This window comes from Kitasatospora sp. NPDC058170 (assembly GCF_042883905.1).
Classification (GTDB): Bacteria; Actinomycetota; Actinomycetes; order Streptomycetales; family Streptomycetaceae; genus Kitasatospora.
Window position 1 is genome coordinate 1 of the sequence record NZ_JBHVUV010000039.1, and the last position, 19,911, is coordinate 19,911.

20 protein-coding genes are annotated in these 19,911 nt (G+C 71.7%); 4 read left to right on the forward strand and 16 right to left on the reverse strand.

Annotated features, from left to right (window positions below; translation table 11 throughout):
- Positions 1-131 precede the first annotated feature (131 nt).
- The 3 genes from ACFVVX_RS33050 to ACFVVX_RS33060 form a co-directional block, all read right to left on the reverse strand.
- Complete coding sequence (locus ACFVVX_RS33050) at positions 132-953, reverse strand: hypothetical protein (protein WP_387951105.1); 822 nt, start codon at positions 951-953, stop codon at positions 132-134.
- A gap of 1,329 nt (positions 954-2,282) precedes the next feature.
- Entirely contained in the window at positions 2,283-2,963 is a 681-nt protein-coding gene (locus ACFVVX_RS33055) for an NADPH-dependent F420 reductase (RefSeq protein WP_387951107.1), read from the reverse strand.
- 48 nt (positions 2,964-3,011) lie between these two features.
- Positions 3,012-3,824 carry an inositol monophosphatase family protein gene (locus ACFVVX_RS33060; protein ID WP_387951109.1) on the reverse strand — a complete coding sequence of 271 codons (813 nt, stop codon included), beginning with the start codon at positions 3,822-3,824 and terminating at the stop codon, positions 3,012-3,014.
- A 130-nt stretch (positions 3,825-3,954) separates the two neighbouring features.
- Here ACFVVX_RS33060 and ACFVVX_RS33065 point away from each other — a divergent pair, with 130 nt between their 5' ends.
- A complete protein-coding gene (locus ACFVVX_RS33065; protein WP_387951111.1) occupies positions 3,955-4,869 on the forward strand; it encodes a LysR substrate-binding domain-containing protein in 915 nt (304 codons plus the stop codon).
- 498 nt (positions 4,870-5,367) lie between these two features.
- Here ACFVVX_RS33065 and ACFVVX_RS33070 read toward each other — a convergent pair whose 3' ends face one another.
- Complete coding sequence (locus ACFVVX_RS33070) at positions 5,368-7,302, reverse strand: hypothetical protein (protein WP_387951112.1); 1,935 nt, start codon at positions 7,300-7,302, stop codon at positions 5,368-5,370.
- Between the two features lie 236 nt (positions 7,303-7,538).
- Complete coding sequence (locus tag ACFVVX_RS33075) at positions 7,539-8,264, reverse strand: hypothetical protein (RefSeq protein ID WP_387951114.1); 726 nt, start codon at positions 8,262-8,264, stop codon at positions 7,539-7,541.
- A 262-nt stretch (positions 8,265-8,526) separates the two neighbouring features.
- Here ACFVVX_RS33075 and ACFVVX_RS33080 point away from each other — a divergent pair, with 262 nt between their 5' ends.
- Positions 8,527-9,027 (forward strand): cupin domain-containing protein, encoded by a 501-nt coding sequence (locus ACFVVX_RS33080; RefSeq protein ID WP_387941526.1) that lies wholly within the window; start codon positions 8,527-8,529, stop codon positions 9,025-9,027.
- A gap of 256 nt (positions 9,028-9,283) precedes the next feature.
- Here ACFVVX_RS33080 and ACFVVX_RS33085 read toward each other — a convergent pair whose 3' ends face one another.
- Entirely contained in the window at positions 9,284-10,135 is an 852-nt protein-coding gene (locus tag ACFVVX_RS33085) for a LysR family transcriptional regulator (RefSeq protein ID WP_387951116.1), read from the reverse strand.
- An 81-nt stretch (positions 10,136-10,216) separates the two neighbouring features.
- Between ACFVVX_RS33085 and ACFVVX_RS33090 the strand changes: the two genes are divergently transcribed.
- Together ACFVVX_RS33090 and ACFVVX_RS33095 are read left to right on the forward strand one after the other, a co-directional pair.
- A complete protein-coding gene (locus tag ACFVVX_RS33090; RefSeq protein WP_387951118.1) occupies positions 10,217-10,741 on the forward strand; it encodes a cupin domain-containing protein in 525 nt (174 codons plus the stop codon).
- A gap of 110 nt (positions 10,742-10,851) precedes the next feature.
- On the forward strand, positions 10,852-11,211 hold the full coding sequence (locus tag ACFVVX_RS33095; RefSeq protein ID WP_387951120.1) for a DoxX family protein: 360 nt from the start codon (positions 10,852-10,854) through the stop codon (positions 11,209-11,211).
- 73 nt (positions 11,212-11,284) lie between these two features.
- Here the strand turns inward: ACFVVX_RS33095 and ACFVVX_RS33100 are convergent, their stop codons facing one another.
- From ACFVVX_RS33100 to ACFVVX_RS33145, 10 genes are all read right to left on the reverse strand, one after another.
- Positions 11,285-11,767: a DUF6299 family protein gene (locus ACFVVX_RS33100; RefSeq protein WP_387951122.1), complete on the reverse strand. Its 483-nt coding sequence runs from the start codon at positions 11,765-11,767 to the stop codon at positions 11,285-11,287.
- Between the two features lie 194 nt (positions 11,768-11,961).
- Positions 11,962-12,900: a MerR family transcriptional regulator gene (locus tag ACFVVX_RS33105; RefSeq protein ID WP_387951124.1), complete on the reverse strand. Its 939-nt coding sequence runs from the start codon at positions 12,898-12,900 to the stop codon at positions 11,962-11,964.
- A 106-nt stretch (positions 12,901-13,006) separates the two neighbouring features.
- A complete protein-coding gene (locus ACFVVX_RS33110) occupies positions 13,007-13,492 on the reverse strand; it encodes an iron chaperone (protein ID WP_387951126.1) in 486 nt (161 codons plus the stop codon).
- Positions 13,493-13,557: 65 nt separating this feature from the next.
- Positions 13,558-14,238: a glyoxalase gene (locus tag ACFVVX_RS33115; protein ID WP_387951128.1), complete on the reverse strand. Its 681-nt coding sequence runs from the start codon at positions 14,236-14,238 to the stop codon at positions 13,558-13,560.
- On the reverse strand, positions 14,238-14,747 hold the full coding sequence (locus tag ACFVVX_RS33120; RefSeq protein WP_387951130.1) for a helix-turn-helix transcriptional regulator: 510 nt from the start codon (positions 14,745-14,747) through the stop codon (positions 14,238-14,240). Before ACFVVX_RS33120 ends, ACFVVX_RS33115 begins: the two co-directional genes overlap by 1 nt.
- Before the next feature lie 191 nt (positions 14,748-14,938).
- Positions 14,939-15,349, reverse strand: coding sequence for a VOC family protein (locus tag ACFVVX_RS33125; RefSeq protein WP_387951131.1), 411 nt, complete (start codon positions 15,347-15,349; stop codon positions 14,939-14,941).
- Between the two features lie 270 nt (positions 15,350-15,619).
- Positions 15,620-16,774, reverse strand: coding sequence for an acyltransferase family protein (locus tag ACFVVX_RS33130; RefSeq protein ID WP_387951133.1), 1,155 nt, complete (start codon positions 16,772-16,774; stop codon positions 15,620-15,622).
- Between the two features lie 365 nt (positions 16,775-17,139).
- Positions 17,140-18,372: an MFS transporter gene (locus tag ACFVVX_RS33135; protein ID WP_387951134.1), complete on the reverse strand. Its 1,233-nt coding sequence runs from the start codon at positions 18,370-18,372 to the stop codon at positions 17,140-17,142.
- Positions 18,270-18,590 carry a hypothetical protein gene (locus ACFVVX_RS33140; RefSeq protein ID WP_387951136.1) on the reverse strand — a complete coding sequence of 107 codons (321 nt, stop codon included), beginning with the start codon at positions 18,588-18,590 and terminating at the stop codon, positions 18,270-18,272. Before ACFVVX_RS33140 ends, ACFVVX_RS33135 begins: the two co-directional genes overlap by 103 nt.
- A 19-nt stretch (positions 18,591-18,609) precedes the next feature.
- Positions 18,610-19,785 (reverse strand): HEAT repeat domain-containing protein, encoded by a 1,176-nt coding sequence (locus ACFVVX_RS33145; protein ID WP_387951137.1) that lies wholly within the window; start codon positions 19,783-19,785, stop codon positions 18,610-18,612.
- Positions 19,786-19,911 lie beyond the last annotated feature (126 nt).

The window sequence follows — 19,911 nt, forward strand, 5'->3', positions numbered from 1 at the left end:
AAGGCGGAGGAGGGAGCCACTGCGGTGGGGGCACCTCCCGGCCGGAGGCTGGGGGCCATTGGCGACTGACGACAACGCGGCGAGGTGCGTGCCCGAACGCCGCCAAGCAGGCGGGAGTTTGAAGACGGACCCTAGTCGTGGAACGGGAAGGTGGGTGGTGCGGCCTCCCACTGGATGAGCACGGCCCCGGCTGCGCCGACGGCTCCGCCGACGCCGTCGTCGCCGTTCGTTCCAGGGTCACCGCTCTGCGGGTTGCCGCCGTTGACGTTGGGCGTACCGCCCGCGCCTCCGAAGCCGCCCCTGCGGCCGTCCCCGCCCGTGCCGCCGGTGCCTCCCGTGCCGAACGCGTAGCCGCCGAAGGCGGTGGCCGTGCCGCCCGCGCCACCCACGCCGCGGGCGGCGCCGCTCCCCCCGCTACCGCCGGGCTGACCTCCGGAGCCGTTCAGGGCGCCGTCGCCGTTGGCGCCGGTTCCTCCGGCGAACCCTTCGCCGCCGCTGGCGCCGGCCGCCCCGACGACGCTCTGTTCCCCTCCGTTGGCGCAGAAGACCAGGTGGTCGACGCCGGGTCCGGCCGGTTCCCCGGAGCCTCCGCCGCCACCCCCGCCGCCGGGCCCACCGTCACCGATGGATTCCAGGACGGCGCCTGCGCCGTCGCCGCCCGTGCCACCGCCACCACCCCCGCCCGCGTGTCCGCCGCGGCCCGCAGGTACCTCCACCACATGTGACACTCCGAGTGAGTGCTCGAGCAGGACCCGGGTGTCGTTCCGGGTGTCGATCTCCGGGCTTTCCTCGCCGGTCGCGCCGCCGGCGCCGTTCGTGCCGTCGGCGTTGTTCCCGACGCCGCCCGTCCCGCCCCCACCGCCCGACACCCCGGTGGTCTGTGCGTGCGGCGCGCCGACGACGACCTTCAGGGCGTTGACGGGGTCGATCGTGTTCAGGAGTCGAGTGTCCACCGTGCAGGTGACGAAAGCGCCGGCCTGGCCGCCCTGGCCCCCGCCGCCGGCACCGCCGCCACCGCCACCCCCGCCGCCGGCACCACCCGTGTCGCCACTGCTGTCAGCCCCGCTGCCGCCGCCGGCTCCGCCGCCACCCCCGCCACCCCCGCCGCCGGGCCCGCCCGGCCCCCAGGCCGAGATCGTCAGAGCCGTCACTCCCTCCGGGACCGTGAACACGTTCGCCCCCGGCTCGGTGAAGAGCTGGAAGCCGCCCGCCTCCTTCACCGCGGGCCCTGGCACGGCGGGAACCGCCGGTGAGGCCGATGCCGGCAGGGGGCCGCAGAACGAGCTCCAGCCCAGGGCCAACACGCTCGCGGTACCGACCAGATACCTCCCCGGCCGACGCGGTGACCCGGCACCGGCCGTCGGCACAGACCCATGTTCTTTCCCACGCACGGTGCACGCCTTCCCTCAGGGGTGTTCGGAAACGGCCGTCCGCTGCCGGCGGTCCGACCTCGCGCCCAGTCTCGCCACCACCTGCAGCCCCTGCTCGGCCACTGCTCCGACTGGCCAGTCACCGGCCTCCCGACCACACCACCCTCGTTGACCGGGTCATGGGCTCGATCGGGTGGAGAGCCGTGGCTGCCCGGACCGTTCCCGCACTGGCCGAGCGAGCGGCCCGGGCCGAGCGGCAGCGGACTGACGGCTGACGGCTGACGGCTGGCGGCTGACGGCTGGCGGCTGGCGGCTGACGGCTGGCGGCTGGCGGCTGCAAGTGGCCCTACCGAGGGGCGGTTTACGTTGGCTCCACCCGGCGGCCGGTGCGGGGGGATGCACCCGTGTGGGAGTACCGGCTCAGCGCCCGGGGTGAACACGGGGTCGCGCGCTCAGACGATCGGCGCAGGCGGCGAGCACCCTCAAAGGGTCCACCTGCTCCGCATTGGACCTGTTCGTCGGGCTGTGGCGGCAGCAGGGTGGGCCCATGATCCGTTGCCCCCACCGCGTTCCCCCGGCACGCGTGAAGCATCCCGCCGAGTCAGGACCCACGAAGGAGCCGTCATGACCGGACTCGCCGCACTCGTCCTGTGGATCGTCCTCTTCGTCTGGGCACTGGAGCGCAATCACCGGCGCCAAGCCGGCCCGCGCCCCTCGCGGGGCGGCCCCGCAGGTGTCCGCGACCGGGACGCCGAACGTGTCCGGGCCGAACTTCGCGCCGGAGCCGACCGGACCGGCTGCAGCCGTTCCCGTAGACACCGGCAGTGGGCACAGGCGCTTCGCCTGCACGCCCGGCCGCCCCGCACGGGCCCGCTGCCGGTTTCGGTCCGAACCCGGTCTTCGGTCGACGGGTCAGCGGGCGAGGGTGACGGCGAAGGGCTTGAAGCCGTGGCGGCGCAGGATGTGGGGAACCACGAGGATCATGGCCTCGGTGGCGCGGGCCGTGGTGATGCCGCCGAGGTCCTCGATCCAGGCGGGCTGCCAGCCCAGGTCGCCGAGCAGGCCGGTGACGGTCTTCTTCGCGTTCTGGTCGTCGCCCGAGAGATAGGCGGTCGGTGGGGTGGCCAGGGTTTCGGGAGCGGTCATGACCATGAACAGCATGGTGTTGAGGGTCTTGACCACACGGGTGTCGGGGAGGGCGGCCTGGAGTTGCTCGGCGAGGCTGCTGCCGGGGTAGCACAGGTCGCCGGGCAGGCCGTCGTCGGCGTCGCGGGTGGCGTTGGAGACATCGACCAGGATCTTCCCGGCGAGCTCGGTGCGCAGGCCGGCCAGGCGGTCCAGGGAGGTGTCGCCGGGCGTCGCGTTGATCACGATGTCCGCGGTGCGGGCGGCGGTGCGCTGGTCGGCGAGGGCGATCTGCGGGGTGGTGTCGAGGGCCGGAGTCTCTTCCAGGTTCCGGGCGCCGAGTTCCGGGTTCCGGGCGCCGAGTTCCGGGTTCCGGACTCCGAGGGTGACGAGGTGTCCGGCCGCGGAGAGCTTGCGGGCGAGGTCGGTGCCGACGCGGCCGGCGCCCAGGATGCCGATGGTGGTCATGGGGTGGTGCTCCTTGCGGTGTGAGGCGGGCAGGGCGGAGGTGTCCGGTCAGGCGAGCGGCGACAGGACATCGAGGGCGGCGGTGTGGATGCCGGGGGCGGCGGCCAGGAAGTCGCGGCTGCCGGTGTTCCAGGGCTCGCCCGCCAGGTCGGTGACGGTGCCTCCGGCCTCGGAGACCAGCAGCGCGCCGGCGACCAGGCCGGAGCGGACGTCGGAGAACTGCCAGAAGGCGTCCATGCGTCCGGCCGCGACGTGGATGAGCTGCATCGTGGCGGGAACGGACACGCGCACGACCAGGCCGTTGACGAGCAGGGCGGTCACCGAGTCGCCGATCCGCCGGAAGGTGCGCTCGTCCTCGCCGGGCCGGGCCTGGCCGGTGCCGACGATCGCGGCGCCCAGGTCGGTCCTGGCGGACACCTTCAGGGGCCGGTCGTTGAGGTGGGCGCCGCCGCCGGCGACGGCGGTGTAGGTGTCGCCGGTCAGCGGCAGGTGGACGACGGTGAGCACCGGCCGGTTGTCGCGGACCAGGGTGGCGGTCACGGCCCAGTCGTCCATGCCGTGGACGTGGTTGATGTTGCCCTCGGCGGGGTCGACGACCCACCACTCCCCCGGCGGGAGCGCACCGCCGGCGAGCTCGTCCTCGGCCCACTGCGATCCGGGCCGGGCCTGCAGCAGCGGCTCCCGCAGCACGGCCAGCACCGCGTCGTCGTTGGCGTGGATCTCGGCGACGACCTCGTCCAGGCTGACGCCCCGGGCGTGCGGGGTGTGGCGGTCGAGCAGGGTGCGGCCGGCGGTCCTCACCGCGGCGCTCACCTCGGACAGGAGCGTCGTGTCGGCGGCGAAGGGCGTGGCTGTGCTCATGGCGGGGTCTCCCTGGCTTTCGAGCTGGCTTCGAGTTGTGCGAGCGGCAGTTGGTCTCGCCCGCACTTCGAAGGTAGGCCTCCCGATCGTTAACAACAAGTGCATGCTGTTCACTTGTAGAGTTACTGCCATGCAACTGGATCTGAACCTCCTCACGGCCCTGGACGCCCTGCTGGAAGAGGGCAGCGTCGCCGGCGCCGCGGCGCGCCTCCACGTCACCGCACCGGCGATGAGCCGCTCCCTGGGCCGCATCCGCAAGGCCACCGGCGACCAGATCCTGGTCCGCACCGGTCGCAGCATGGTCCCCACCACCCGCGCCCTGGCCATCCGCGCCGAGGTCCACACCCTCGTCCAGCAGGCCCACCAACTCCTGTCCGCGCAGCGGGAACTCGACCTGACAACCCTGGACCGGGTGTTCGGCGTGCGCTGGCACGACGCCCTGACCGCCGCCTGCGGCACCGCCCTGATCTCGGCCGTCCACCGCCAGGCCCCCGGCGTCCGGCTGCGACTGTCCGCCGAACCCGGGACGGACGACGCCGAGCTGCGCCGGGGCGAGGTCGACCTCGAATCGAGCTCCAGCCCTCCGGCGCTCCCCGACATCCGCCACCGCCTCGTCGGGCGGGACCGGCTGGTCGTCGCCGTCCGACCGGGCCACCCCCTCACCGAAGGCCCGCTGGACATCGAGCGCTACGCGGCCGCCGAACACCTCACCGTTTCGCGGCGCGGAAGCCTGCGCGACCCGATCGACGACGCCCTGGCCACCCGCGGCCTCGAACGACGCGTCGTCGCCGCCGGGCCCACCGCCGCCTTCGCCCTGCAACTCGCCCTCGACACCGACCTGGTCGTCACCCTCCCCGACGCGGTCACCCGCACAGCCCGGGAACACCTCGGCCTGGCCACCCTGCCGCCGCCGCTGCCGCTGCCCGAAGTCCCCCTGTACCTGCTGTGGCACCAGCGCTACGACGACGACCGCGCCCACACCTGGCTGCGGGACCTGGCCACCGAAACCGTCCGGGCGCTGTTCGCACCACCAACCGATTCCTGACGGCCCATCCGCGAGGGGAGCGGGTGACGGCCGGACGGGCGGAGAAGGCTGCGTCGGCGGTGGTCAACTCGGTGGTGTTCCGGTCCAATGGACAGAACCTCAACCCTGTCCGGCACCGTCATCGAGATGACCTCCCGAATCGGCGAAGCCGTCCTCCTCGGTCTGGCCGCTCTCGCTGTCCGCAGCCGCGTGAAGCGCTAGAACGCGACACCCTCCCGGGGTCAGCTCGCTGAGAGCGGCCAGCCCCTGGCCACACCATCAGCACCCACCTCCTGGAGACCGAGTTCCCCGAGTTCCGCGGCCTCTTCCCGCACACCGAGGACGCCGAGCCGACCATCACCGTCCCCGTCGAGGATGCGCCGGCCGCCATCAAGCGCGTCGCCCTCATCGCTTCCTACAAGCGCCCGATCCGCCTGGCCGATACCGCACTGGTGGCCGCGCTCACGAAGCGACCTTCGAGGAGTGGGAAGTCACACCGGCCGACTTCCCACTCCCGGATCACGGCGCTGTCGGCGCCGTCTGCTGACGTTCCCGGGCGAAGACACTGCCGATACCGATGACCAGGCACGTAGCCAGCGCCCAGCCTGCGATGGTGAAGAACATCGAGCACCACTCCGCGGCGCGGTGCGGAATCCAGATGTCGCTCTGCCGGAGGTCGACCACGGGAAGGAGGAGGTCCAGGGTGTAGAGCCACGGCTGGAATGCCGGATAGCCGTCGTCAATGGTGTCCGATCCGCCGGTGATCGTTCCCACCGACTGGTGGATGCCCCCCGCATCGATCAGCTGATTGATGTAGACCGGGGAGAGCAGGATGTCGTCCCGCAGGCAGCTGAAGATGAGGCCGCCAGCGATCTCCAGGATCACCAGCCAGATAAGGATCAGGAACGGGTGGTAGCCGTAGCCGACCGTCCACTCGAAGATCCGCCCAGCCCAGCGAATAGGCCGGGCCCGCTTCGCGAAGTGGGCCCGCTGCCCGGTCACCAGGACTCTCTTGGCCTCGCGGTCTTCTCCCTGGCCCTGGAAGACCGAGGCAAGCTGCCGGTATACCTGGGGAAGGTTGGGCTGCTCCATCTTCAGCAACCAGCCCAGACGCCGCTCCAACTCCATCTGGTCGTCGAGCGACGTGTAGGTGAGTCCGTCCAGGTCGACCTGATCCGCGCTCAGTGAGGCTCCGGCCTTCAGTTCCCCGAGGACCCGAACGCGTTTCAGGTTGACCTTTCCGTCCGCGTGGAAGCCGTCCTGGAACACCAGATTGCCGACCTGCGCGGCCTCGGCGTTGAGAGCGGTGCCACCGGGGTTCTCGAACCGGCCGCCGGAGCAGTCCAGTTTGCCGCTGATAGCCGCGTCGGCGAGGACCACCTCGCCTTTGGCGGAGAAACCTTCGTGATCATGAGCGGCGTCCGTCTGAACCTTGGCGAGAATGACGTCACGTCCGACCACGAGGCCAGCCGCGTAGAACGCCGTGTCGGTCTCGTTGTGGAAGTGGCCACCCTCGCATCGCAGGCTTCCCTTGATCCGGCCATCCAGCAGAGAGACCGTGCAGAACGCCTCGAAACCGTCGTTGAGATAGGCGTTCTGGTCGACGACCACCCGGTCTAGGTTGAGCACCTTGTTCTCACCGGGCCGGCGGAAATGCCCGCCGGAGAGGACCAGCCTGCCCTTCACCCGACTGCCGGCGAGGTTGACCTCTCCCTCGGCCTCGAATCCGTCGTTGAGACAGATGTCCCCTTCAACAGTGATCCGCCGAGCGCTGATCGACATACTGTCGGTCGGCCTGGTCAGTTTGGCGCGCTCCATCGTGAGAGAACGGCCGAACTCCCCACCACTCAGGACGACCACACCTTTCACACCCAGGCCGTTAAAGTGTGCTCCCCGCCCCACGGTGAGGCTGTGGAAACTCAGGGCCTCTCCGCGCTCCCCCGGCGAAACCGATGTGCCGTTCAGCAGGAGTTGCCCCTCGATCCAGGCTGCGATCAGGACGACCCCATGGCCGATCACGCTCCCTGACAGGTCGAGGTTGTGCCGGGTCCAGAGCTGATCCGCCTTGACGCCTGCGGGAATCTCGCATCCTTCCAGGTAGATCGCCGGCGCCCTGGTCTGTTGGAGCCGGATCGTCTCATCGAAGTAGCAGCCGGAGAGTTCGAGCGGGCAGACGATCTCCGCCGCCCCCAGGTCCAACACTCCAGAGATCCGAGCGCCCTCCATGCGCAGGATCGCCGGCTTCGGATCGGGCCCGCATCCGAGCAACATCTGACGGAGCAGCGCGGCCCGGACGGTCACTTCCGGCGGCCAGGAGGAACCGGAACGCGGATCGGGCGGACCGATCTCCACCGGCTTGAGCTGGTTCGGCCGGTCCATCTGAGCCCGCCAGAGCTTGCGCTCGGCCTCTGTCTCCAGATCCTGAAACACCAGCCAGCCGTTCCTGTCGACCACGTCGAAACCTCCAGGGTGCCCGAATGTGCGGATCGTAGCCGTCTCACCCCCTGGATGACGGCTGGACACGGGCGACCCAAGGGGTCGGGAGACGGCGAAGGAAGGCAGCCGGACAGGGCGCACCCGGGGGAACGGAACGGGCCGGCGTGTCGGGCCGGGCGGGTGCGGTCCAGGTGGCGGGCGAGGGCGGACGCGAACTCGGCCGCGTGGTCATCGGCGTCGGCGCCGGGCGCGGCTCAGAGCGGCGGCAGGAGTCCGCGCGTCATGGCGAAGGCGGAGGTGGCTGCGACGAGCAGGGCGTTGACACGGCCGATCACCCGGTCGATGCGCGCCGGGTCGTTGGCCGCGCCGGCCTCCTCGAGGTCGTCCGCGTGGCCGCGGGCGGCGAGGGCCTCGATTTCCTGGGCGGTGGCCGCGTCCTCGCGGAGCGCTGCCACCAGGGTGAGAAGGTCGAACGGCCTGGGGGCCGCGTGGTTTCCGGCGCCCACCTGGACGGTCGCGCCGTCACTGTGGACGTTGACCCCGACGACCGTGGAGCCGTGGGTGGCGTGGATGCTGATGCCCTGCGGGTCGTTCATGAGGTCCCTTCCGTACAGGTCGACGCCCAGGGGCGTGGGCGCGTAGTGCTGGCGGGAGCTCGGGTGACCGGTCACCAGCCCCCGGTTGAGCAGTTCGCGCGTGACCAGGCGAACGTCCGCCTCGTTCCAGCCGCGGGCGGCGAAGTAGTCCCCGAGGAAGACGTGCCGCTGGGGGCCGGTGCGTGCGCAGATGGCGGAGAACAGCTCACGTGCCCGTGCGGGCACATGCTCCGCGGCCACCGTGGGCGTGGGAAGGCCGGCGAGGTAGCGGCGACGGGACCAGGCGCGGTAGGCCCGCCAAGGTCGGACCAGAAGGCGCCCCAGGCCCCGTAACCCGCCCAGGCACAGCCAGGCCAGCGCCAGGACCACTGCGGAAGCTGCCACGATGAACTCCACGCTGCCCCCAACCCGACGCCGGCCGAAGGTTCACCGGGTGCCGCCTGCTCGCCACCGTACTTCACCCGGCGGTCGGTCCGGCAGGGTTCGACCGCATGCGCCGCCGAGGAATCACGGCTCCGCGGACGCCGATTGACCCATGATTCTTGTCTGGGAATGCACCATTCCAGTGGTCGACTGCCGGAATAGAGTGATCATCACGAGGTCACGGCAGGGAGCCGGGACCGCCCGACACGGGGGAAAAACCACCATGACCGCCAACCCGCTCAAGCCGCTGCTGACCCGCGCCGCCACCGCCGAGACCACCAACGACCCGAGCAGCACCATGACCCTGCTCGCCGACTGCGGTACCGACGGCAGCCCGATCACCAGCTACCGCTCCACCTTCGCCAAGGGCGCCGTCGGCGCCCCCGCCCACTTCCACACCCGCGCCTCCGAACTCTTCTTCGTCATCGGCGGCGAACTCCAGGTCCTGCTCGACGACACCGTCGAGACCCTCGGCGAGGGCGACTTCCTCCTCGTCCCCCCGCACACCCCCCACGCCTTCGCCGCCGCACCCGGCTCCGAGGCCGACGTCCTCTTCACCTTCACCCCCGGCATGCCCCGCTTCGACTACCTGCGACTCCTCGGCCGCGTCGTACGCGGCGAGGCCAGCCCGCAGGAGATCAAGGACTCCTCCGAGCAGTACGACAACCACTACGTCGACAGCCCCCTGTGGCGCGCCACCCTGGAGGCCGCAGCCGGCAAGTGACCCGCCAGGGCGGCACGGTAGTGCAGCCCAGCCGGGACCCGAGCGGACGAGGGAGCGAGCCGCGGCCCCGGACGTGAGAGCCACCGTGCCCGGCCGCACTGCCGGCGGACCAGCGCGGGAGTCTGGGCCCTCGAACGCGGCGATCTCCGGTTGCCCGACAGCTCGATCCCCGATCCGGGACACAGGGGTCAGGCGGTCACGAGGGCTGCAGCGCTCGCACTGTTCACGAGTGTCGGCAGCGCGCCGTTGGCGGTGGTCAGCGGCGGTACGCTGCGGTCGCGATCTCGATGAATGATCGGATCAACGGGCTGGTGTCGCCTTTGTTGCACACCGCCACCACTCGGCTCGGCGCCATGTCGGTCAGCGGCACCACGGTCAGCTCTGCGGGCAGGTCGTGTCCGAGCGGGGCCAGGCCGACCGTGCCGTTCCACAGCACAGCCTGCAGGCATTCCTGGACGGCGCGCACCACTGGTCCCTCACGCGGCCTGCCGCCGTTCCAGTACGACTGCCAGATGTGGTCGGTGCCCTGCGGGAACTGGAACCAGCGGCGGTCGCGCAGCTCGGCCAGCCGCAGGCGGTCGCTGCGGGCCAGCGGGTCGTCGGCGCGCAGGACCACGCCGACCGGATCGGTCCGCAGCTCACGCACCGTCAGGGCGGTCTCGTCGAACGGCGCCCGGGTGAGGGCGACGTCGACCAGTCCCGCGCGCAGTCCGCACGTCGGGTCGGTCAGATCGGTGTCGCGGATGCGGATGTCGATGCCGGGGTGGTTTCGGCGGTAGGCCGCCGCCAGCCTGGCCACTCCCGGGTCGGTGCCGTCGCCCAGGATGCCGACGGTGATGGTGGCGGCGCCGGCTGCCGCGCTCATGCGTACCCGGACGCGGTCGGCGTGGTCGAGCAGGGCTCGCGCCTCGTCGAGCAGCACCGTGCCCGCCGGGGTGAGCGTGACGCCGACGGTCGAGCGGGTGAAGAGCAGAGTCCCGACCTCGGCCTCCAGCTGCTTGATCGCCCGGCTCAGCGGCGGCTGGCTCATATGCAGTCGGGTGGCGGCCCGGCCGAAGTGGAGTTCCTCGGCGACCGCCACGAAATAGCGCAAGGTCCGTAGCTCCACGCTGCAACGATACCCATGAGGTATCGGTGGCGCGGAACGGGTCTTGGACACCGGCGGGGTCCCGGCGGTGCACTCGTGGACATGACCGAAGAAGCGAAGACCAGCGAAGCGAAGACCAGCGAAGCGGAGATCGGCGAGTCGCAGGCCGACCCCGTCCTGTCGGTGGTCAGCCCCCGAGACGGCGAGACGATCGTTCTGGGCACCACACGCATGCGCGTCCTGGAGGACGGCAGCCACACCGGCCACCGCCTCGCGATCGCCGAGTCCGTCCTCGCCCCGCACACGCAGGGTCCGCCGCAGCACCGCCACGGCCGACACGACGAGGGCTTCTACGTCCTGTCCGGCAGCGTGCGGTTCACCGTCGGGGAGGAGGACTACGACGCCACCGCCGGCACGCTCGTGATGGTTCCGCCCGGCACCCCGCACACCTTCGCCAACCTGACCGACCAACCCGCGGTCATACTCAGCACATTCACTCCGGACCTGTACGTGCAGTACTTCCGAGACCTTCAGGAGGTACTCGCCGACGGCCGGCCGCTGACGCCACAGGCCAACATCGACGCGATGAGTCGCTACGCGACACAGCCCGCCACCGACCCCGCCTGAAGCCGACGGGGGCCGGCCTCGTCCGGGGGCTTCCCCGGCAGTCGACGCAATCGACGTCATCCACGCAATCGACAGGCCCCCGCGAACCCGGGGGTCCATGAACGGGAACCATGAACATCGCCTATTGGATCGTCGCGGGACTGCTCGCGCTCTTCTACCTCTACGCGGGCACGCTGAAGGTGATCCGCAGCCGCGACCAGCTCCGACCGATGATGGCCTGGGTCGACCGCACGCCCCTGCCTGTCCTCAGGTCACTGGGGGCGGTCGAAATACTGGGCGCGACCGGTCTGGTCCTGCCGCCGCTGACCGGCACCGCTCCCGGGCTGGCGTGGGCCGCGGCCATCGGCTTCGTACTCCTGCAGACCGGCGCGATCGCCGTTCACCTGACCGGCGAGGACCGCCGGATCACGCTCAATGTCGGACTCGTCGCCACCGCAGCCGTGACCGCCTGGTTGGCCACCACGCGGTGATCGTGGATCAGTCCTCGACCGGCGGAGGCGGCTGCCGGGCCAGCCGCCTCACGACCGCGGTCGCCACCCTGCGTCAGCCCGCGGCGGCCTGCAGGTCGACGGTCTTCTGGTCGATCGCGAAGGTGGTGATCTTCGGGAAGCCGTTCCAGCCACCTGCGGATTCCCACCGCTCCAGGTTCGCGACGGCCTGGATCTGACCGACCGTCACCAGCGGCACCCTGCCGGGCCTGTCGCGGTGTACCCACGTGTGATCGGCACCGTCGCAGACGGCGACCTCGCCGATGCCGGGCCCCCACGCCGAACTGTGGACGCGGACCATGCCGGCGGGCGAGGGGGCGGGCGCCGAGCAGCGGTACGTGCCCGAGAGGGTCACGAACCCGTTGCCGTCAACGGTCCCGGTGGAGTTGAGGGATATCGCCCCGGTGGGGTTGGTGGATGTCGCCCCCGAGGTGGCCGCCTGAGCCGGCGAAGCGGCCCAGAACCCCGAGAGCAACGTGATGGATACAGCTGTGGACAGAGCGGCAGAAGCAGAGCGGCGCAACGGACTTCCCCTCACTGGACGATCACAGAGTCTGGTCTAGACCTGTCGTCGGGGAACGTACCAACACTCTGCCGACGAACCTGTGAGCCCGTCAGAAACGGCCCCGCCTACCGGGGAGGGGCTGCCCGATCGGGCAGCCCCTCCCCGGGGGCTCGGTCGAGGGCGCGAGGGGCGGCGCGGCTTCCGGACGCGGCTGCCGGGCCGCGGGGCTACCGTCCGCTGCGGGCGCGCAGGGCCTGCGTGAACCAGCTGAACACCGGTGCCAGGCTGGGCGGGACGGGCCATCCGTTGATGACGGCCAGCAGGTGCCAGTAGCGTTCCGCGCGGGGGTCGCCGGCGATCTCCAGGCGGGTCAGCAGCCAGTGGTGCAGGTCCGGGTCGTCGGCCCGGCCGAAGGTCTGCGCGTAACCGGCGGTCAGGGCGTCGACGACGGATGCGGCCTCGGCCGAGGCCGGGGCGATGCCGGCGTCGAGCGCGCGGCCGACGCTGTCGCGGACGGTCTCGGTGAGGTCGTGGTGCAGGCCGGTGCGGTCGCCTCGGGCGCGTTCGGCCGCCTGGTACTCGGCCATGCGGCGCACCGCGGCGCGGAAGTCGCGGTCCTGGGTGAGCTCGGCGAGTTCCACCCAGGCGTCGACCTGTTCGGGCTCGGGGTCGTCCGGCAGTTCGGGCATGGCCGTGCGCATCATGTCGACGAAGTCGGCGTTGGCGTCGAGGCCGCCGAAGGTGTCGTCGATGAAGTCGGTGATCAGGCTTCGGCGTTCGTCGTCGGAGAGCTTGGCGAGCTTGTGCATCAGGTCCATTTCCTTGGGGGTGGAGCCCCGCTTGGCTACCGCGCGCAGGACGGCGCGACGCAGGCGGAGGGTGCGGATCTGCACCTCCAGGGCGTCGGCGTGTGCGGCGGCGACCTCGGGCACCGATATCTCCCTGTCCAGCACCTGCCGGATGAGGGCGAGATCGAGTCCCAGGTCACGCAGGGTGCGCACCAGGTCCAGGCGTGCGAGCGCACCGATGTCGTAGAGCCGGTAGCCGGCCGGGCTGCGGTCCGTCGGCGGCACGATCCCGGTGTCGGAGTAGAACCGGATGGTCTTGACCGTGAGTCCGGTCCGCCGCGCCAGGTCACCGATCGTGAGGAGAGTGTCGCCGTCCATGCCTGTACTCTCCCGCCTCCCCCTACGGGAGACTCAACCCGCTCCCGCCCACGATGTTCCGGCCCGTCGGGGCGCCGCTCCACGACGGGCACTGCCCCGGCCGGTCTCAGCCCACGGCCTTCCTGACGAGCGCGCCGATGCGCTCTTCGTCGGCCGCGGTCAGCTCCCTCACGGCGAAGGCGGTCGGCCACATGGCGCCGTCGTCGAGTGCCGCCTGGTCGCTGAAGCCGAGCGTGGCGTACCTCGACTTGAACTTCTCCGCGCTCTGGAAGTGGCAGACGACCTTGCCGTCCCTGGCGTACGCGGGCATCCCGTACCAGAGCTTGGGCGCGAGGTCCGGAGCGGCGGTCGTGATGATCTCGTGGATCCGCTCGGCGAGGACGCGGTCCGCCTCCGGCATCTCGGCGATCTTCGCGAGCACGTCCCGCTCCTCCGCCGCCGCCTTCTCCGCCCGGGACGAACCGCGCCGCGCCACCGCCTTCTTCTCCTCGCGTGCGTGGTCCTTCATCGCGGCCCGCTCCTCGGCGGTGAATCCGTCGTACTTCCCGGTGGTCGTGGCGGGGGCCTCGGCGGGCGACTTCGTGGACGGCATGACAGGTTTCCTCTCGTACAAGGTCAGGCGGGGCGGGAGTGCGGGGCGGGAGCGGGAGCCGGAGGTCAGGACGGGGTGGGGGCGGGCGACGCGGCGGCCTCCCAGGCGAACCCGTCCGGGTCGGTGAAGGCGTCGGCGGTGCCACCGAGGACGACGCGGTGCGAGCCGGTGCCGTCGACGGGGACGCCGAGGTCCTTGGCGAGGGCCCGGCGCTTGTAGAGCGCCAGCGTGACGGGGCCGGCCTGGCCGGGGGCGGCCTGGCCGGGGGCGAACTCGGCGTACTTGCCGCCGAAGCTCTTGGCCACGGTCAGGCCCCGGTCGGTGTAGAGCTGCCTGGTGGCCTTCACGTCCTCGACGCCGATCAGCAGCACGACCTCGTCGATCTCGCGGGTGTCTGGACCGGTGTCCTTCTTCGCCGAGGTCGCGATCTTCCAGATCGTGCCGTCCGGGGCCTGGACCACGCCGCTGTAGCCCCACAGCGACTTCGCGGCGGGCTTGAGCACCGTGGCGCCGGCGTCCACGGCCGCGCCGAAGAAGCCGTCGACGGTGGCCGGCCCGGACACCGTGAGCGCCAGGGTGAACCCGCGGAACCCGGTGGACTGCGCCTCGGACGCCCGCAGACGGATGCGCGTGTCCACGCCGAAGGCGCGGTAGAAGCGGCGGGCGGCCTCAGGGTCGGACACCTCAAGGGTGACGGACGAGAGGGCCGTGCGGGCTGCGGTGGAAGCGGTGGTTGCCATGACCATCACGCTAGGGGCCGCACGGCGGCCGGGGCTTCTCGATTCCTGACCGGTCCTGGGACCTGCCGCGCCACGCACGCCGGCATCCCCTCCACCTCGATCGCCGACCACACCTCGCGGGCCGGACCCGCCACACCCGCCGCATCCGCCGCCCGGCGCCGGAAGGCCCCGGGCGGCATGCCGACCAGTTCGGTGAAGCGGGTGGTGAACGTGCCCAGCGACGCGCAGCCGACCACGGAGCAGACCTCGGTGACACTGAGCTCGCCGCGCCGCAGCAGTGCCGTCGCCCGCTCGATGCGACGCGTCGTCAGGTACGCGTACGGCGACTCGCCGTAGGCGGCCCGGAACTGCCGACTCAGGTGCCCGGCGGACATGTTCGCCTCGCGGGCGAGCGCCTCCACGTCCAGCGGCTGCGCGTACTCCCTGTCGATCCGGTCGCGGACGCGGCGCAGCCGCGCGAGATCGGCCAGGCGCTGCGCCTGGATGCGGGCGCGCCGCCATTCGGACCTGCACATGAGAACCCTCCCCTTCGTCCTTCATTGGGCATTTCCGTTTCGTCGACACCATCGACCCCGTCGACGCCTTCGGGCGTCCGGGGTGCCCGTCTCGGTGGGCACCCCGGACGCCCGGTGGTGTGGTGCGCCGCCGCGCTCCCTGCGGGTGGTCGCGCTGCCGGCCCGCACGGCCGCGTCGACGCCCGCGCGGCTCAGCGCAGTTGCTGGATGCGGACGAGGTTGCCCGCGGGGTCGCGGAAGGCGCAGTCGCGGACGCCGTACGGCTGATCGGTCGGCTCCTGGACGACCTCGGTGTCGCCGGCCTGCACCTTCTCGAACGTGGCGTCGACGTCCGGGGTGGCCAGCAGGATCCAGCCGTAGGTGCCCTTGGCCATCATCTCGGTGATCGTGCGGCGCTCGTCCTCGGTGATGCCGGGATCGGCGGCGGGCGGCGCCAGGAGGATCGACGTGCCCGGCTGACCGGCCGGGCCGACCGTGATCCAGCGCATCCTGCCCTGCCCGACGTCGCTGCGGACCTCGAAGCCGAGGACGTCGCGGTAGAAGGCGAGCGACGCGTCCGGGTCGTCGTGCGGAAGCGAAGTCGTGTGAATGGTGATGTCCATGGTGGGCAGGCTAGAGGCGCTGCGTGAACCGCGCTTCTCGATTCCTGACCGATTCGGACGCGCCGCGCAACCGCAGCGGACGGGATCCGCCTCCGGCGGCGGGCGGGTGGTCTGCGGGCGGCCGGCCGAAGAGCGACCAGGACAGTGAGATCCCCACGTCGACGCGGAAGGCCGTGAACGCCTTTCGACGGTCACGGCCTTCCGGGTCTGCCTCGCCAAGTCTCGCCAAGTCCCGCCGGGTATCGCCAAGCCCCGCCGGGTCTCGCCGGGTTACGCGGCCCTGTCCATCGGGCGCTCCCGGAGGTCGGCCATGCCGGCCGCCAGTCGCGTCGAGAGCATCCGGGCGACCGGGCGCTCGACCAGGCGGTGCACCAGCCACGCGGCCGCCACCATCCCGAGGGTCATGCCGATCACCAGGGGCCACGCCGGCACCCGGTCGCGCAGCAGGCGGATTCCGGTCCAGCCGATGTGCTCGTGCAGCAGGTACAGCGGGTAGGTGACCGCTCCGGCCACGGTCAGCCACCGGCCGCGTACCCAGTCGAGCCAGCCCAGCGCCAGCGCGGCCATCACCAGGTAGGCGAGCGTCACGAGCAGCACGGCCGGGGCGGCGTACATCGGACGGCCCAGCCACCTGCCCAGTCCGACGCTGTACTGGGAGACCGCGTGGACCGAGAACAGCCAGGAGATCCCGACGATCCCCCAGAGCAGCGCGGTCGGGCGGAACCGGTACATCAGGTACATCGCCATGCCCGCGATGAAGTACGACGAGTACTCGGGCATCGCGAAGTACTCCGCGGACGGCAGCCGGCCGTCCATCACCAGGATGGAGGCGATGGTCCACAGGCAGCAGAAGAGCACCACCCGGCGGTAGGTCACGCCCTTCCACACGACCAGGGCGAACAGCAGGTAGAAGCGCATCTCGACCCAGAGGGTCCAGTAGACGGCGTCCACGGACTCCGCCCCGAAGGGCGACTGGAACATCGTCAGGTTGAGCAGCGTGTCGCGCAGCCCCAGCGGCTTGCGGACCATCGGCCAGACGGTCAGCACCGCGGTGGTGGCCAGTACGGCGAACCAGTACGCGGGGTAGAGGCGGACCACCCGCGATTTAAAGAAGGCACCCGGGCCCCTCCCCCAGCTGCTCATGCAGATCACGAAGCCGCTGATGATGAAGAAGAGCTCGACGCCGACCCAGCCGTAGGAGGCGACGTTCTCCGCCTTCGGGAAGACCACCCAGGCCGGTTTCGTCCACGCACTCTCATCGCGGCCGGGCCCGCCCGCGAAGCCGACATAGTGGTGGAATACCACGAGAAGTGCGGCGATAAGCCGCAGCCCGTCGAGTGCGACCAGACGGGGCCGCCCGGCGCTGCGGCCGGCCGGGGGCACCGGCGCGATCCGGGCGGGATTTGGCGTGGATTTCGTGAACACCGGCGAAGGCTAGCACCCCTCCGTATGCCATGTTTACGCAGGTCAGATGGCATGACATGAGGAGAAGTATGCGATTTTGGCCCGATCTGCCGGGGTTCCTCAAAGGGTCCGAAAATTGCCGCGAACGCCTTTTTATACGGCCCAATCAGTTCACCGTTGAATACTTCTGACGCTCCGCCCGGTACGGATAGCGCAATTCCCTGATACCGCGCGCCACGGGTCGAGCAGGACAATCCGGGCGGGGTGGGGCCCGGCCGTGTGGCCGACGCCTCCTCTCCGCGGCGGCGGGGTCCGGGCCGGGCGGGGCCGGGTGGGGTCGGGTAGGGCCGGGCGGGGCCGGGTGGCGGTCCCCCTTCTGCTGTCGGTCACGGTCGCGGGTCGGGTGCGGCCGCCGGCTCGGCCGACCTGCGTCCCCTTGATGCGCGGCGCTGCGCTGACCGGGCCGACCCCGGTGTCACCCGGAGGTGCAGTGCGGCGAGCAGGAGGCAGAACGCGGCCATGGCGGACCACAGTGCGGTCGTCCCCGCGTGGGCGAGCAGCTGGGTGCCGAGGAGGGGGGCGAGCGTCGCGGCGATCCCCCAGCTGGTACCGAAGACGGCCAGGTAGCGGCCGCTTGCCCCGGGTGGTGCGAGGTCGGTGACGAGCGCGTAGATGCGGCCCATGACCAGGAGGTCGCCGAGGCTGTTCACGGCGGCCGAGGCGAGCAGCGCCGGCAGGGTGCGGGAGAGGGCGTAGCCGGTCAGCCCCGCGGCCAGGAGGAGGTGGGCGAGGGCGAGGGCGACGGGCGTGGTGAGCCGGGTCGTCCAGGGCAGGCGGATCAGCGGCTGGGCGAGCACGGTGGTGGCGGCGGCTGCGGTGAACAGCAGGCCGGCGTCGGCGGCGGGCAGGCCCTGGCGTGTGAGGGCGAGGGGCAGGGTGATCACGGTCTGCTGGTTGACCAGGGCGTAGGCGGTCCCGGTGGCCAGGACGTTCAGCAGGGCCCGGTCGCGCAGCGGTCGTACGGCGGTGCCGTCCTGGTCCGCTCCGGGTGGTTCGGGACGGTCGCGGGGCAGGGCCAGGTGGATCAGCAGGGCGCAGGCCAGGCAGGTGACGGCGTCGGCGACGAAGAGCCAGCGCAGGTCCCAGCGGCCGAGCAGGGCGGCGAGCAGCCCGGCGCCCATGCCGCCCGCCGCGAGCGCGGCGCTGAACAGGCTGAACGCGCGCACCCGGTGCTGCTCCGGCACGGACTCGCCGATGATCGCCTGGCTCGGGGGCTCGTAGAGCTCGAAGGCCAGGCCGAGCAGCACCGCCCCGGCGACCGCCCAGGTGAGCGAGGCGGAGGCGGCGATCGCCAGTTGGGCGACGGCGCATCCGCAGAGCCCGAGCACGATGGTCGTGCGCCGGCCGATCCGGTCGGCCAGGTGTCCCCCGGCCAGTCGCGAGGGGATCGTCGCGAGCCCGAAGGCGGCGCTGACCAGTCCGGCGGCGGTCAGGCTCGCGCCGTGGTCGGCGCTGATCAGCGCGGTGAGGAAGGGCAGCGAGAAGGCCCCGAGCCGGTTGACGACCCGGGCGAGCAACAGCAGGCGGACGGTGCGGGGCAGTGGTTCGGGGCGCGGCACGGCGCCTCCTGTTCTCGTGGGTCGTCCGTGTCGCCGGTCAGCGGGTCGGCGGTCGTGCCCGTCCGGTGGAGCAGGGTGGCGACGGTGGCGTCGGTGAGGAACAGGACCCTGTTCTCCGGCTCGTCGAGCGCGTCCTGGAAGGCGAGGCGGTAGGGGTCCTGCAGCCGTGCGGAGAGGATCTCGCGCAGGGCCGGGTCGCTGACCGCGTCGCCGAACACGCCCGCGAACGCCGTGGGATCACGTGCCGGAGGTGCGGGCGCGGAGCTGGTGGTAGAGGTCGTCGAGGCGGTCCACGCCGCGGCTGTAGCGGTTCTTGACGCCGCGGCGGATCTCCTCGATGACCGCCGTGCCGCGTTCGTCGCCGCGCAGGGCCAGGGCGAAGGCGGCTTCGAGACGGGCCTCGAAATGGGGGTCGGTGAGGTGGGCCGCCAGCACGGCGCGCAGGGCGGGGGTGTCGAGCAGGGCGAGGGTACCGGGGAGAGAGTAGGTGAGGCTGTAGAGCGTGCTGGTCCGGGTGGCGGGGTGGGGGTCGTCGGCCAGGCGCAGCAGGGCGGCGAGCGCGTCGGGGCCGGCGGTCAGAAGGGTGGGGAACGCCAGGGCGACGCGGTGGCGAACGCCCGGGTCGGGGTGGTCCGCGTGGGCCAGGACCGCCGGGAGCTCTTCGCGGGAGCAGTAGCCGGTGAAGGCTGCGACGACGGCGCGCAGGGCCTGCGGGTCCTGCTCGGTGTCCAGCCGCGGCCGGAGGAACTCGACAGCCTCTCGCTGGAACGGCTGCTCGTCGTTGTGAGGGTTGAGGCCGAAGCTGAGGTAGTTGATCGCGTCGAGCGCGAAGCGCCGGCGGTCGAGCGAGCCGGCCTCCTCGGCGACCGCGCGGGCCCAGTCGAACACCTCCTGGGTCTCCGGCCACGCGATCCGGCAGAGCGACACGTGCCAGTCGTCGTGGCGGGGGTCGGCGTGGACCAGGGCACGGGCCATCAGCTCGTCCGGCGTGCGGTGGATGCCGAGCTGCGCCTCCAGGTCGGTGATGACCGCCCGATGGGCCGGGGGCGAAACGGGCCCGGCGCCGGCCCCGGACTCCAGGGCGGCCCGTGCCGCCCGCAGCGCGCGGCGGTGCGGGCTGTCGGCGCGCAGCGGGTCGCGGTCGGGGGACAGCAGCGCGTTCAGGACCCAGTAGGCCCCGTTCTCGGCCGCCCACGTGACGGGGTCGACGCCGCCGGCCCAGGGGCGGGTCGGGTCGACGTCCCGCAGGACGAGGCGGTCGACGACTTCGTGGCGCCCGGCGTGCGCGGCGGCGGCCAGCAGGGTGATGCCGTCGTCGCCGGTGAGTTCGGAGTTCGCCACGTCCGCCAGGGACTCGAGAACCGTGATGTCGTCGCCGCACTCGATGGCGGCCAGCAGGGGAGACAGATCCACCGGCCGATCATGCCCGTCGCTCGATCGCCGGGCGAACTGTTTTCCGGACCCGACGTAGGAATCCAGTACCCCGCAGCCCCCTTGCCCCCACAGCCTCGCGTTCCTCGACGCGGCCGCACTGCTCAC

Coding starts and splice junctions, on each gene's coding strand:
- ACFVVX_RS33090 (WP_387951118.1), top strand. CDS start 10,217: ATGACCGAAGAAGCGAAGACCAGCGAAGCGAAGACCAGCGAAGCGGAG.
- ACFVVX_RS33055 (WP_387951107.1), bottom strand. CDS start 2,963: ATGACCACCATCGGCATCCTGGGCGCCGGCCGCGTCGGCACCGACCTC.
- ACFVVX_RS33115 (WP_387951128.1), bottom strand. CDS start 14,238: ATGGTCATGGCAACCACCGCTTCCACCGCAGCCCGCACGGCCCTCTCG.
- ACFVVX_RS33080 (WP_387941526.1), top strand. CDS start 8,527: ATGACCGCCAACCCGCTCAAGCCGCTGCTGACCCGCGCCGCCACCGCC.
- ACFVVX_RS33065 (WP_387951111.1), top strand. CDS start 3,955: ATGCAACTGGATCTGAACCTCCTCACGGCCCTGGACGCCCTGCTGGAA.
- ACFVVX_RS33120 (WP_387951130.1), bottom strand. CDS start 14,747: ATGTGCAGGTCCGAATGGCGGCGCGCCCGCATCCAGGCGCAGCGCCTG.
- ACFVVX_RS33095 (WP_387951120.1), top strand. CDS start 10,852: ATGAACATCGCCTATTGGATCGTCGCGGGACTGCTCGCGCTCTTCTAC.
- ACFVVX_RS33125 (WP_387951131.1), bottom strand. CDS start 15,349: ATGGACATCACCATTCACACGACTTCGCTTCCGCACGACGACCCGGAC.
- ACFVVX_RS33060 (WP_387951109.1), bottom strand. CDS start 3,824: ATGAGCACAGCCACGCCCTTCGCCGCCGACACGACGCTCCTGTCCGAG.
- ACFVVX_RS33105 (WP_387951124.1), bottom strand. CDS start 12,900: ATGGACGGCGACACTCTCCTCACGATCGGTGACCTGGCGCGGCGGACC.
- ACFVVX_RS33110 (WP_387951126.1), bottom strand. CDS start 13,492: ATGCCGTCCACGAAGTCGCCCGCCGAGGCCCCCGCCACGACCACCGGG.